At 43.0% G+C, this 13,995-nt stretch carries 13 protein-coding genes; 11 read left to right on the top strand and 2 right to left on the bottom strand.

Going from position 1 to position 13,995, the window contains the following annotated elements; genetic code table 11:
* Nucleotides 1-24: 24 nt before the first annotated feature.
* Nucleotides 25-1,188, bottom strand: a complete 1,164-nt coding sequence (locus F6X55_RS11305) for an epoxide hydrolase family protein (RefSeq protein WP_153463297.1) — start codon at nt 1,186-1,188, stop codon at nt 25-27.
* A 262-nt stretch (nt 1,189-1,450) separates the two neighbouring features.
* Between F6X55_RS11305 and F6X55_RS11310 the strand changes: the two genes are divergently transcribed.
* The 4 genes from F6X55_RS11310 (at nt 1,451) to F6X55_RS11325 (ending at nt 5,185) form a co-directional block, all read left to right on the top strand.
* Nucleotides 1,451-2,185: a helix-turn-helix domain-containing protein gene (locus F6X55_RS11310; protein ID WP_237648645.1), complete on the top strand. Its 735-nt coding sequence runs from the start codon at nt 1,451-1,453 to the stop codon at nt 2,183-2,185.
* Between the two features lie 319 nt (nt 2,186-2,504).
* A complete protein-coding gene (locus F6X55_RS11315; protein WP_026569474.1) occupies nt 2,505-3,062 on the top strand; it encodes a TetR/AcrR family transcriptional regulator in 558 nt (185 codons plus the stop codon).
* A gap of 105 nt (nt 3,063-3,167) precedes the next feature.
* Nucleotides 3,168-4,298 (top strand): MFS transporter, encoded by a 1,131-nt coding sequence (locus F6X55_RS11320; RefSeq protein WP_153463301.1) that lies wholly within the window; start codon nt 3,168-3,170, stop codon nt 4,296-4,298.
* A 203-nt stretch (nt 4,299-4,501) separates the two neighbouring features.
* Entirely contained in the window at nt 4,502-5,185 is a 684-nt protein-coding gene (locus tag F6X55_RS11325; RefSeq protein ID WP_026772316.1) for an RluA family pseudouridine synthase, read from the top strand.
* Between the two features lie 82 nt (nt 5,186-5,267).
* On the opposite strand, the gene F6X55_RS11330 is transcribed toward F6X55_RS11325, so the two are convergent.
* Nucleotides 5,268-6,134, bottom strand: coding sequence for an alpha/beta fold hydrolase (locus tag F6X55_RS11330; RefSeq protein ID WP_153463303.1), 867 nt, complete (start codon nt 6,132-6,134; stop codon nt 5,268-5,270).
* A 263-nt stretch (nt 6,135-6,397) separates the two neighbouring features.
* Here F6X55_RS11330 and F6X55_RS11335 point away from each other — a divergent pair, with 263 nt between their 5' ends.
* The 7 genes from F6X55_RS11335 (at nt 6,398) to eno (ending at nt 13,803) form a co-directional block, all read left to right on the top strand.
* Nucleotides 6,398-6,631: a glutaredoxin family protein gene (locus F6X55_RS11335; protein WP_153463305.1), complete on the top strand. Its 234-nt coding sequence runs from the start codon at nt 6,398-6,400 to the stop codon at nt 6,629-6,631.
* Between the two features lie 146 nt (nt 6,632-6,777).
* The gene (locus tag F6X55_RS11340; protein ID WP_026569480.1) at nt 6,778-7,797 is read left to right on the top strand and encodes a sugar-binding transcriptional regulator; all 1,020 of its coding nucleotides are present in this window, start codon (nt 6,778-6,780) and stop codon (nt 7,795-7,797) included.
* Between the two features lie 39 nt (nt 7,798-7,836).
* Nucleotides 7,837-8,844, top strand: a complete 1,008-nt coding sequence (gene gap, locus F6X55_RS11345) for a type I glyceraldehyde-3-phosphate dehydrogenase (protein ID WP_026569481.1) — start codon at nt 7,837-7,839, stop codon at nt 8,842-8,844.
* 166 nt (nt 8,845-9,010) lie between these two features.
* A complete protein-coding gene (locus tag F6X55_RS11350; RefSeq protein WP_153463307.1) occupies nt 9,011-10,192 on the top strand; it encodes a phosphoglycerate kinase in 1,182 nt (393 codons plus the stop codon).
* Nucleotides 10,193-10,209: 17 nt separating this feature from the next.
* The gene (tpiA, locus tag F6X55_RS11355) at nt 10,210-10,968 is read left to right on the top strand and encodes a triose-phosphate isomerase (RefSeq protein WP_153463309.1); all 759 of its coding nucleotides are present in this window, start codon (nt 10,210-10,212) and stop codon (nt 10,966-10,968) included.
* Complete coding sequence (gpmI, locus tag F6X55_RS11360; protein ID WP_026569484.1) at nt 10,965-12,503, top strand: 2,3-bisphosphoglycerate-independent phosphoglycerate mutase; 1,539 nt, start codon at nt 10,965-10,967, stop codon at nt 12,501-12,503. The genes tpiA and gpmI overlap by 4 nt, the downstream gene beginning before the upstream one ends.
* Nucleotides 12,504-12,516: 13 nt before the next feature.
* A complete protein-coding gene (gene eno, locus F6X55_RS11365) occupies nt 12,517-13,803 on the top strand; it encodes a phosphopyruvate hydratase (RefSeq protein WP_026569485.1) in 1,287 nt (428 codons plus the stop codon).
* Nucleotides 13,804-13,995: the final 192 nt, after the last annotated feature.

Below are 13,995 nucleotides of genomic sequence, written 5' to 3' on the forward strand. Positions count from 1 at the left end.
TAATGGTGTATACTTCATATATTATTATAACCTATTGTTTTTGCTTCTATATGGTCTAAAGAAAGCCTTAATTTCTTCGGCGAAAATTTCAGGTTCCTCCATGGCAGTAAAATGTCCGCCGTTGGGCATTGTGGTAAAACGGGTGATATTCAGATTGCGGTGCACCCATTCCTTAGGTGGTAATAATATATCAGCAGGGAAAAGTGCTAAACCTGTTGGAACGTCTATACGCCCCATTGGCGGTAAGGAATGGGTGTTTTCATAATACGTATTTATTGATGATCCTATAGTATTAGTAACCCAATAGATCATTATATTAGTGAGTAGTTCATCCATACTATATCTTTTCTGTAGATCACCATTACAATCGCTCCACCCACGGAATTTCTCAATAATCCAGGCAGCCAACCCTACTGGTGAGTCAGAAAGGCCGTATGCAAGAGTCTGGGGTTTTGTGGACTGAATAGCCATATAAGCTCCCTCATTGGAAATCCATGTTGGGGTATTTTTCTTGTATTGCAATTCTTCTTCTGAAAGTTCTGCATCGTCATGTGAAGCCATGAGATTTCTAATGATCCCGATATCTGTTAGGTGGATTCCTGTTAGGATTTCTGGATGATTTAATGCCAGATATCTTGTAACACCTGAACCAATATCCCCTCCAGCAGCAGCGAATTTACTATAGCCAAGTTCTTCGGTCATTAGTATTGCCCAAAGCTCAGAAACATAATAATTGTTGACTCCACTATGTTTTGGGCTGCTGGAAAAACCGAATCCGGGTAGTGAAGGAACAATTACATCAAAAGAATCTTCCGCCTTGCCGCCGTAACTGGCTGGATCAGTAAGTAGAGGGATAATCTTTTTGTAGCGTATGTAACTGTCAGGCCATCCATGAGTGAGGATGATTGGCATAGGATTAGGACCTTTACCGTGTTCGTGCACAAAGTGAATATCTATTCCCTCCACATTACATTTAAATTGGGAAAATCGATTTAATTCAGCCTCTTGTGCGCGCCAATCAAATTGGTGACGCCAGTAAGAAACCAACGATTGTAAATAATTTATATCAGTACCTCTTTCCCAACCGTCCCCTTCCAACTGATCAGGCCATCGGATATGTTCCAGTCTGTATTTTAAATCATTAAGGACTTCGTCAGATATATTGATATTGAAGCGTTCAATAGACATTGTGATTCTCCTTTCATATAAGTCGTGTAAGATTTATAACTTAGGATTGATAATAGTATATACTATAAAAAATATTTGATACGATGGTAAAAATGTAGCTTTAAACTATACTATTTGTTAATGGGGGGGGATAATTATTCCGCAAAAAGACCGCCATAAGAATAGAACTGTATATATAGAATTCGTTGCAAAAGAAAGTTTTAGTAACTTACCTTATAAGGAGCGTTTCACTATAATTTTTATTACAAGCGGATGTGTTAAGTTGCAATTGAACCACTTCCCTATGAAAATTGTTGCTCCAAGTATTCTTTGTTTGTCTATGGATGATAAAATACAAGTCTTAGAAAGAAACAATGTATCATCACAGTCATTTTCTTTCCATCCTGATTTTTTTAATACGGCACATTTTTCTGAAACTGAGGGGTATATGTCAACCGGTTTAAAAATAGAAACGGGCCTTTCGCTATTTAAAAGGGATAATACTCATACGGGAGTATATACTGCTACCGAGAAAGTCTATCCTAAATTATTTGAGTGGTTTTTTGTTATAGGAACAGAAGTGAATGCTCAGAGCGATTCACTTTGGGTGTGCAGAATAAAAAAGTATTTAATACAAATTTTAGGGTTGCTTGAAGAGTTGAACAACCACAGCGAACAATCACCTGTTGGCCTTGTTTTAGAATATATACACACTAACTATCCCGATAAAATAAGTTTAGAAGATTTAACAAAATGTGCTCATTTGAATAGAATATCACTAAATAAAAAGTTTCAGGATTTATATGGATGTACTGCTAAGGGATATTTATTATTATATCGCTTAAAGATTGCCGAGAATCTTCTGACTCATACAGGTATGAGCTTGAACGAAATTGCATGTGCTGTGGGATTTGAGTATGACTCGTATTTTATAAAGCAATTTACTGTTAAAAAGGGCATGACTCCAACTGAATTTCGCAATAACTCACGTGAGTTTGCATATAACCAAATTGTATAGAACAGGAAAAGAATCTGATTTTATACCAGAAAATATAGGCAACAATAAAAATGAAAAGGCAAAGCACAAACACGCCCCTCTTACTAAAGGAGGATAACTTTACGCAAAATTCATATTAATTGCGTATTTGTATCTTCTTACTGCCCAGACACATGTGGAGTGTGTGACGTGGTTGGAGAAAAAGTAATATAGTTTTAAAAAGCACATGGGTCTTTACATGCTAAGACTCATGCTTTTTTTCTTTCTCTAAACCCTTTTGCAAAACAAAAAATAAGTGTTATCATCATAATGACCGTTCAATATAAAAAGGGGATTTCATATGAAAAAGTCAAAGAAAAAAGAAGCGATATTAAATACGGCTGAAGAGTTATTTTATCAGCACGGTTTTCATTCGATCGGTGTAAAGGCTATATTGGAGCAGGCAGGAGTCGCACCAATGACGATGTATTATCATTTCAAATCGAAGGAAGATGTCATTAAGGAAATATTAGTCCGAAGAGAGAATCATTATTTTGAATTGATGGGAGAGAAACTTAATAAAAGGGAAAGTTTAGAATCTTACGTCATGTCCCTGATTCAGGCTCATATGGACTGGATAGAAGCAGAGGGCACTAACGGTTGCTTGTTTTTAAGAGCAAAGCAGGAATATGAAGGCATAAATGAGGAGATTGCTTCGCTAAGCAGGGAACACAAAAAAACACTGCTAAACCGGATTCAAAATGATATAAAACCATTTAATGTTCCTGGATCCTTCGGTGTTCAGTTATCCATTATATTGGAGGGGATAACATCAATGGCCCAAATACAGGAAGTGGATGAAGTGAAAGAGGCAGCAATCGATTTAGTGAAGAATTTACAGATCAGGGCAAATGAATAGTAGCAATTAGAGGGGACGAATGAACAATGGCACACTAAAATGTCCCTGTTTTTTTGGTTATTTATTATAATGAACGTTATATATAAAAGGGGAGGGGTATCCGAGATGAATGAAAAGAAGTTGATTATGGCAGGGTTGCCTATGATTGCGGTAACATATGGTTTATCCAGATTTAGTTACGGTTTAATGCTGCCCTATATTAGCGAAACCATTAACATGGAGCAACGTACCAGCGGAGTCATTTCTTCGTTTTCCTACATCGCTTACTGTATCGCAATAGTATTGGCGATGGTATTTTCTAATAAGCTTTCTTCAAAATTCATTCTTCTTCTTGCCGGACTGTTTTCGATCATTGGTTTGGGTATTATCTCTGTCGCTTTGAACCCTGGCATTCTAAGTCTGGGCATATTTTTGGCAGGATTAAGTTCGGGCTTTTCATCTCCTCCCTACGCTGCCATTGTGGACAAAAGTGTAGAAAGAAGATTACAGAATCAGACGAACTCTTGGATCAATTCAGGGACCAGTATTGGAACAGCTCTAACAGGGGCTATTGCCATTGTCATGGCAGATAATTGGAGAGAAACGTATTTGATATTTGTGGTCATTGCCATAGCAGTAGTATTCGCTAATTACAAAGTGCTGCCAAAAGAACAAAATGTACAAGAAAACGAGACATTCCATTTCTCGAAAGAAGAGTGGAGAAGGTCCATCCCGTTAATTGTCGCGTCTCTGGTATTAGGAATATCCTGTGCAGCCTATTGGACGTTTTCAAGAGATTTCATCTTGCAGACCGGAAGTGTTCCTGATTATATCGGTGAGTGGTTGTGGGTCGTTATTGGATTTTCAGGATTGTTGGGAGGAACAGCAGGTGCAGTTATAAATAGGTTTAGTTTAGTAACTGCATACAGGATTTCTGTATTGGCTCTTTCAACCTCGTCACTGTTACTAGGGGCATTTGTAGATAATAGGATGATTGGGTTTATATCACCAGCCCTCTTTGGCAGCTCATATATTTTTATGACAGGTGTTTTGATAGCGTGGGGCATTTCTGTATTTAAGTCCAATCCCTCATTGGGGGTAGGTATCCCCTTTTTATTACTGGCCCTCGGTCAAGCAATAGGATCGGTTGTTTCCGGGGTTTTCGCTGGTCTATTAAGTTATCCGGCCGTATTTATAGGAGCTTCCTTTATTGGTTATGCAGCTTTATTTTTGAAAAAGCGAAATAAGTACATTTAAAATTCACTCTCTGGTATGAACAGTCATCTTTTATCCAGCTTGGGCTTGTGCAGCCCATTTAATAGAAAGAGAAAGACTTTGTGGAACATTTTTGTGTTAAGGCTTATACAGATTCCATAATATGCTTGCCATGCGGGTGGTTTATCGATAGATGGTTGTATGTTACCATTTTTTATAGTTAATTAGTTAGGAGTAAATAAAAAATGGATATACCAATAATTTACGAGGACAACCACCTGCTTTGTATCGAAAAGCCAGTTAATATTCCAGTACAAGAGGACCAATCGAAAGACAAAGATTTACTCTCGCTTCTAAAAGAAGATATAAAATATCGATACCAAAAGCCAGGCAACGTGTACCTTGGGCTCGTTCACCGCTTGGATCGACCTGTCGGTGGGGCGATGGTGTTTGCCAAGACATCAAAAGCGGCCTCGCGTCTGTCTGATATGATGCGGCGCAAGACGATTGATAAAAGCTATTTGGCAGTAGTGCGGGGAAAAATGCCGAAAAAACACAATGTACTAGAGGATTACTTGGTAAAAGACACACGTAAAAACCAAGTATATACGAGCTCTTCGGATCATGAAAAAGCCAAAAAGGCAGTGTTGGAGTATGACGTAATCAGTGAAAAGAAAGGATTATCCCTTCTTTCGATAAAACTGCATACGGGCAGACCACACCAAATACGTGTACAGCTTTCCTCTCGAAATCGTCCACTCTATGGGGACCAAAAGTATGGGGAGGACGTCAACCGTCCAGGCCAGCAAATCGCCTTATGGTCTCAATCACTTGCGTTCAACCATCCTACTAAAAAAGAAGAAATGAAGGCAACATCCTTGCCGCCAAACACCTATCCTTGGAACCTATGGAAAGAGCTTGCGCAGTGACAGGGCAGTACAATCATATATGCAAGAGGAAATGATCAGGTGCTAATCATGCATCGATTGGCGCCTTTTACTTTATTGAATTTCAACAGACCCTGCCTTGCTTTAAGAAAGCAATCACCATTCTATCTGTTTCTCCGTCCGACTCACCAAGCCAAATCAAATGGCCCCATGCGTCAAGTAGCTGAAGTTCAGCCATTGGAATGTTTTCCTTAGCAAAGTAGGCATGATCCAGAGACACCGAACGATCATGTTTACTGTGCATGATCAATGTAGGACAGGAGACAGCATGTAAATCCCGAACCGACAGCTCGTTTATCTGTTGTAAGTCTATTTCGAAACCATAGCCTGACCGCTGTCTGTTATTCATTTTCCGGATAGCTTCCACATCGTTTTCTCCCATTTTATCCTTGACTTCCTTGTATGATAGCTTGCTGAAGGAAGGGAGCATTTGCTTGAACATAAAGTTCGGAAAAGTATTACTGAAGGAAGATAATAGTTTCCACGTGTATTTTTCGGTTTTCGGATGGAATAACACGTTCGCCGCTTTGTATTCGATATCCTTGGGCGTCAGCCATTCCTGCGTAACGGCAGATTGCAGGACGAGGGAGCGGGTGTGTCCGGAAAAATGTGCGGCAAAGTAAATGCCGGTGGGACCGCCGGCAGATATGGCAATGACATGCGCGTTATTGATATTCAAATGATCTAAAAGTTTTGCATAGTAATAGCAGGCAGTGGATAAGCTGGTGCCTATTTCCGGAGAAGTTGTTCCATATCCTGCTCTTGAAGGCGTAATCACGGAGAAACCACTATCGACCAACGCTTCGTATCCGAATTCTTCCTGGCAATTGGAATGCCCTCCATGAAAAACGAGCACAGGTCGACCCTGGCCGACAATCGAGTATTCCACAGTAAATCCGTCTATGTAGTATTCTCCCATTTTTCTGTTCATCCTGGCACCTCTTTTGAAAGGAATCGATTTATCATGTTCAAGTAGATTCAATTGCATAGTGAATTTCCAATCGTTTTGTTTGTAATTCTGTGTACCTCTTATACGCTTGGATGAATTCCTCGGTTTCATCTATCCGATCGAATTTCCCGGAGTTTTCAAACCAGCTTGCGCTTTCTACGGAGTAAATAGCGTCTTACACATAGTAGCTTCCTGCTGTTTTATTTTAATAAGATATGGCACAATAGAAGAGTGGAGGGAATAACATGAAAAAAGTGGTTTTATATTCGAAGCCGAATTGTCCCTTATGTGAGGAGGCCAGAGATCTTCTGCTCGCATTTCAGGGTCAGTACGGCTATGATCTGAAAGAAGTCGATATTTATAGCGATGACGAGCTGTTGGAAAAGTATCAGTTGATGATCCCAGTAGTGGAAATCGATGGGCAGGAAGCAGACTACGGGCAAATCGAGTGGGCGAGCGTGAGTGATTTTTTAAAATAGGATTGCTTTTAGTTGTCGGATTTTGACGGTTCTGATACAATGAAATTTGTAAGAGGAATTTTTTTGGAGTCTGCGGGACATAATACGCCTACCAGGGACATTTTTAACCCGGTTAGTATTAACTGGTGAAAAAAAGGAGTAATAACATGAGAGCATTAATCGACCTTCAGAAAAAATTATTCCCTGATGTGTTGGAAGTTATGCAGCGCAGGTACAAGATTTTGCACTACATACAATTGATGGGGCCGATCGGCCGCAGAAGCCTGGCTGATAATATCGAAATGGGAGAACGGCTGGTCAGGAGTGAAGTCGACTTCTTGAACAGCAACGGCTTTCTCGATATCACGGCAAAGGGCATGCTGTTGACCACAGAAGGCACCAACATATTGGAGCAGCTCGGGGAATTCATGAAGGAAGTGTCCGGCTTTAGTGTTTTAGAACAAAGTGTAAAGGATAAATTACACGTAGACCATGTTATTGTGGTTCCTGGTAATAGTGATGAGGTTGATTGGGTAAAACAAGAAATGGGAAAAGCCGCAATCGGGTTTTTGCGGTCGATTCTGGAAAACAATCAAACCATTGCTGTGACAGGTGGAACGTCGATGGCTGCAGTCGCCGAGATGATGAACCCTCTTGAGAATGCAAAAAACTGCATGTTCGTTCCTGCCCGAGGCGGTTTGGGAGAGCGTGTGGAAAATCAAGCGAACACGATTTGTGCGGAGATGGCAAATAAAGCCAATGGGGAATACAGGCTGCTCCATGTGCCCGATCCCTTGAGTGAAGAATCCTATCAATCGATTATCGGAGAGCCATCCGTCAAAGAAATTCTTCAATTGATCAGACAGGCAGATGTCGTCATTCATGGTATTGGCGATGCGATGACGATGGCCGAGCGGAGGAAGACTTCGGAAGAGGTTTTACAGAAGATCAAGACCGGCAATGCGGTCAGTGAAGCATTCGGCTATTATTTCAACAAAACCGGGGAAGTCATCCACAAAGTAAGGACTGTCGGTCTGCAGCTGGAAGATTTATTCAGTTCCCAGTGTGTCGTCGCTGTTGCTGGAGGCACTTCAAAGGCGAAGGCGATCATGTCTTACTTCCAGCAGGGAAAAAGCAACGTCCTTGTCACCGATGAAGGGGCGGCAAAAGAGTTAATAAGGGAGTAATCCCTTTAAATATATAGGAAAAATAAGGAGGAATAACAAATGGCAGTAAAAGTAGGTATTAATGGTTTTGGCCGTATCGGTCGTAACGTATTCCGTCAAGCATTGAAAAATGACGAAGTAGAGGTAGTTGCAGTAAACGACCTTACAGATGCAAACATGCTTGCACATCTTTTGAAATATGACTCTGTACACGGAATCCTTGAAGAAGAGGTTTCTGTAAACGGTGCTAACCTTGTTGTAGCAGGAAAAGAAATCATCGTTAAGTCTGAACGCGATCCAGCTAACCTTGGTTGGGGAGATTTGGGCGTAGAAGTAGTAATCGAATCTACTGGTATCTTCACAAACCGTGACGATGCGAAAAAACATCTGGACGCTGGTGCGAAAAAAGTGGTTATCTCTGCACCTGCTAAAAACGAAGACCTCACATTGGTTATGGGTGTTAACGAAGACAAGTACGATGCAGCAAGCCATCATGTCATTTCTAACGCGTCTTGTACAACAAACTCTTTGGCTCCAGCAGCTAAAGTGCTTCATGAAAAATTCGGTATCAAGCGCGGCCTGATGACAACTGTTCACTCTTATACAAATGACCAGCAAATCCTTGATTTGCCGCATAAAGACTACCGTCGTGCACGTGCTGCTGCACAAAACATCATTCCTACCACTACTGGTGCAGCAAAAGCTGTAGCCAAAGTTCTTCCTGAACTGGAAGGCAAATTGAACGGTATGGCTATGCGTGTTCCAACTCCAGACGGTTCTATTGTGGACTTGGTTGTTGAACTGGATAAAAACGTAACAGCTGACGATGTAAATGCAGCACTTCGCGAAGCTGCAGAAGGCGACTTGAAAGGCATCCTGGAATACAGTGAACTGCCGCTTGTTTCTTCTGACATCGTAGGCAACACCCATTCTTCTATCGCAGATGGCCTGTCTACTATGGTGCTTGAAGATAACATGGTGAAAGTCGTTACTTGGTATGACAACGAAATGGGATACTCTACACGTTGTGTAGACTTGGCTGTTTTCCTTAAAAAACAAGGCCTTTAATCCCTGCAAAAACACGAATAACATGAACGAATGACCAGCAGGGAGGGGGATTTGTCCTCCTCCCTTGCGTGGTTTTCGTATGAATTTAAAGGTTCCCGGTTAACAGGAACCTACATACGGGAATGATAGTATGTGGAGCTATTACAGGTAAGGAGGCTGAAACAGCATGGATAAAAAGACAATTGCCGATCTTGATGTAAAAGGAAAAAAGGTCTTTTGCAGAGTGGACTTCAACGTTCCGATGAGCGATGGCGAAGTCAGTGATGATACACGAATCAAAGCTGCACTGCCGACAATCGGAAAACTGGTTGAACAGGGGGCACAAGTAATACTTGCCAGCCACTTGGGCAGACCAAAAGGCGAAGTGGTAGAAGAGCTTCGTTTGGATGCCGTTGCGAAACGTTTGAGCGATCTACTCGGCAAAACGGTGACAAAAACAGACGAGGTATACGGAAGCGAAGTCGATCAAGCATTATCCGAAATGAAAAACGGCGATGTATTGTTGATCGAAAACGTCCGTTTCCATCCAGGTGAAGAAAAAAATGCCCCAGAACTTTCCAAAGCATTTGCAGACATGGCGGATGTTTATGTCAACGATGCATTTGGAGCAGCCCACAGAGCCCATGCATCGACTGCAGGAATTGCCGAACATTTGCCTTCTGCAGCAGGATTGTTGATGGAGAAAGAACTAAACGTGCTGGGCAAAGCATTGTCTAATCCTGAGCGCCCGTTCACGGCGATTATCGGTGGTGCCAAGGTAAAAGATAAAATCGGAGTTATCGATCATTTGCTCGATAAAGTCGATAATCTGATCATTGGCGGCGGACTTGCTTATACTTTCATCAAAGCCCGCGGCTATGAAATCGGAAAGTCTTTGCTGGAAGAAGATAAAATCGATTTGGCAAAACAATTCATGAAGAAAGCAGAAGACAATGGCGTGAACTTCATTATGCCGGTCGATGTCGTAGTGGGGGATGACTTCTCCAACGATGCGAATACGCAAATCGTCGATATCGAGAATATTCCTGCTGATTGGGAAGCGTTGGATATCGGTCCTAAGACAAGAGAAAAGTACAGCGAGATTGTTTCAGACTCCAAACTTGTGATTTGGAATGGACCAATGGGAGTATTTGAGTTGGATATCTATGCGAATGGTACGAAGGCCGTTGCCAAAGCTATGGCTGAAACAGAAGGTTACACGGTCATCGGCGGAGGAGATTCAGCTGCTGCTGTAGAAAAATTCGGATATGCTGAGCAAATGGACCATGTGTCCACTGGCGGCGGAGCTTCCCTGGAGTTCATGGAAGGCAAGGTTTTGCCAGGCGTCGATGCACTTAGCGATAAATAACAGGAGAGGTGATTCTTATGCGTAAAAATGTAATTGCTGGTAACTGGAAAATGAACAAAGTCCTGTCAGAAGCCGAACAATTCGTGGAAGAAACAAAAACTAGAATCCCTAGCGGAGATAAGGCTGAATCAATCGTTTGCGCACCATTCCCTTTTCTTCCTGTTTTAGTGGAAAAAGCGAAGGGATCGGACTTGAAAGTAGCAGCACAAAACATGCATTATGAAGACAACGGTGCTTTCACTGGCGAGGTCAGCCCTGTCATGCTGAAAGATTTGGGTGTGACACATGTGGTACTGGGTCACTCGGAACGCCGGGAATACTTCGCAGAAACAGACGAAACTGTGAACAAGAAAACCCACGCGGCATTTAATCATGGTCTTACTCCGATTATTTGTGTCGGTGAAACGCTTGAACAGCGTGAAAATAATGAAACAATGAGTCATGTTGAAGCGCAAGTGAAAAAGGCTTTGTCCGGTTTGACAGAAGAGCAAGTTAAAGCTTCGATCATAGCTTATGAGCCAATCTGGGCTATCGGCACAGGAAAAACAGCCACTTCGGAGCAGGCAAATGAAGTGTGCGCTCATATCCGCAACGTTGTAAAACAATTTTCTTCCGAAGAAGCGGGCGAAGCGATCAGACTACAATACGGCGGCAGTGTAAAACCAGCCAATGTCGATGAACTATTGTCACAGTCTGATATCGATGGCGCACTTGTCGGAGGAGCAAGCCTGGAAGCTGATTCATTTGTTCAATTAGCGGAGGCTGGTGCCAAATGAAACAAGATAAACTAGCGGCGTTAATTATCCTGGATGGTTTCGGCATCCGGGACGAAGTGAAAGGGAACGCTGTCAAACAGGCGAACATGCCGAACTTCGACCGTTATTTTAATAAATATCCGCATACACAGTTGAATGCGTCGGGAGAAGCTGTCGGTCTTCCAGAAGGACAAATGGGCAACTCCGAGGTCGGACACCTGAACATCGGTGCCGGCAGGGTTGTTTATCAAAGCCTGACACGGGTCAATAAATCGATCAAAGAAGGCGACTTTTTCGAGAATGAAGCCTTGGTTAACGCGGTCAATCACGCCAAGGAAAACAACAAGGCCCTTCATGTTTTCGGTTTGCTTTCTGATGGCGGTGTACACAGCCATATTGAACACTTATTCGGTCTGTTGAAGCTTGCTTCCACCAAGGGACTTGAGCAAGTGTATGTTCACGGAATCCTGGATGGAAGAGACGTGGGCCAAAAATCTGCAGAGCAATATATCAGACAAACCGAAGAAATCATGGAAAAATACGGTGTAGGGGAATTTGCTACGATTTCCGGCCGTTATTATTCCATGGACCGTGACAAGCGCTGGGACCGCGTGAAAAAATCCTATGACGCCATGGTTTACGGAGAAGGTCCGAAATATAAAACACCATATGAAGTCGTTGATGACTCATATGAAAATGAAATCTATGATGAATTCGTCCTGCCGTCGGTGATCGTCGATGAGAATGGACAACCGAAAGGGACGATAAAAGATGAAGACTCCTTGATCTTTTATAACTTCCGTCCTGACCGCGCCATCCAGATTTCCCGGACGTTTGCCAATGAAGATTTCCGTGACTTCGAACGTGGCGACAAATATCCGAAAAACCTTTATTTCGTGGGACTTACCCAGTTCAGCGAAACGGTCGACGGCTTCGTAGCCTACAAGCCAGTTAACCTCGATAATACAGTCGGAGAAGTATTGTCGCAAAACAACTTGAACCAGCTGCGCATTGCGGAAACGGAAAAATATCCGCACGTGACCTTTTTCATGAGCGGCGGAAGAGAACAGGAATTCCCGGGCGAAAAACGGATTCTTATCGATTCTCCAAAAGTCGCTACCTATGATTTGAAACCGGAAATGAGCGCGTATGAAGTGACAGATGCCTTGTTGAAGGAATTGGATGAGGGGAACCAGAACGCCATCCTCTTGAACTTTGCCAATCCAGACATGGTCGGTCACTCCGGTATGCTGCAGCCAACCATCGATGCGTTGGAAGCTGTAGATGAATGCCTCGGAAAAGTTGTCGACAAAATCATCGAGCTGGGCGGCGAAGCAATCATTACCGCCGACCATGGTAACTCGGATGAAGTGGTGACATTGGAAGGAAAACCAATGACAGCCCACACAACCAATCCTGTACCTGTGATTGTCACAAGAGAAGGGATTGAACTCCGCGAAGGCGGCATTCTAGGTGACTTATCGCCAACATTGTTGGACTTACTCGATGTAGAACAACCAAAAGAAATGACAGGTCAGTCATTAATCAAAAAATAAAGGAGAGATTTACATGCCTTACATTACAGACGTATATGCTCGCGAGGTATTGGATTCCCGCGGCAACCCTACAGTTGAAGTAGAAGTATTCACAGAATCAGGAGCATTCGGCTCTGCATTGGTACCAAGCGGTGCTTCCACTGGAGAACACGAAGCGGTAGAACTTCGCGACGGTGACAAAGAACGCTATCTAGGAAAAGGCGTCCTGCGCGCAGTGGAAAATGTCAACGAAACCATTGCACCAGAACTGATCGGCATGGATGTTACCCGTCAAATCATCATCGATCAGCTATTGATTGAATTGGATGGAACAGAAAACAAAGGTAAACTAGGTGCCAATGCAATTCTTGGTGTTTCCATGGCAGTAGCCCATGCGGCAGCCGATTACCTTGGGCAGCCTTTGTACAAATACTTGGGTGGTTTCAGTGCTCATACCTTGCCAACACCAATGATGAACATCCTGAACGGCGGTGAGCATGCAGACAATAACGTCGATATTCAAGAATTCATGATCATGCCTGTAGGTGCTCCGACTTTCCGTGAAGCACTGCGTATGGGTGCGGAAATTTTCCATTCCCTTAAAGGAGTATTGAAATCGAAAGGCTACAATACCGGTGTCGGTGACGAAGGCGGATTCGCTCCGAACTTGAAGTCGAACGAGGAAGCTTTCCAAACGATTATTGAAGCAATCGAAGCAGCTGGCTATAAGCCTGGCGAGCAAGTAAAACTTGCAATGGACGTCGCTTCTTCTGAGTTCTATGAAAACGGCAAGTACAACCTGAAAGGAGAAGGGGTTGTCCGTTCTTCTGAAGAAATGATCGACTGGTTCGAAGAAATGATTAACAAGTACCCAATCATCTCTATCGAAGACGGTCTTGATGAAAACGACTGGGAAGGCCACCGCATGCTTACAGAGCGTATCGGCGACAGAGTGCAGCTTGTCGGTGACGACTTGTTCGTAACCAACACCGTTCGCTTGAAGCAAGGTATCGAACAAGGTGTCGGCAACTCGATCTTGATCAAAGTAAACCAAATCGGTACACTGACAGAAACATTCCAGGCTATCGAAATGGCGAAACGTGCAGGCTACACAGCGGTTATCTCCCACCGTTCCGGTGAAACCGAGGATGCAACGATTGCGGATATTGCCGTTGCAACGAATGCCGGCCAAATCAAAACGGGAGCACCTTCCCGTACAGACCGTGTAGCGAAGTACAACCAGCTTCTTCGTATCGAAGACGAATTGGTTGGCACTGGCGTATACGGCGGACTGGATTCTTTCTACAACCTGAATAAATAAGATTTTGAAGTTCCTTTCCTTTAACGAAAGGTCAGACTGTCGGATAAAAATCCGGCAGTCTTTTTTTAATGAATTAGAAAACCCCTGGCAATGCCAGGGGTTCCGGAGAGCTTACAGCGTGGTAATAAAAAAACCTCACTTCATGGTAGGATAAAGTTGGTTTCCCGACCACTTCATCTCACCAAAGAAGGA

The sequence above is a fragment of the Sediminibacillus terrae genome, from assembly GCF_009602435.1.
GTDB lineage: Bacteria > Bacillota > Bacilli > Bacillales > Amphibacillaceae > Sediminibacillus > Sediminibacillus terrae.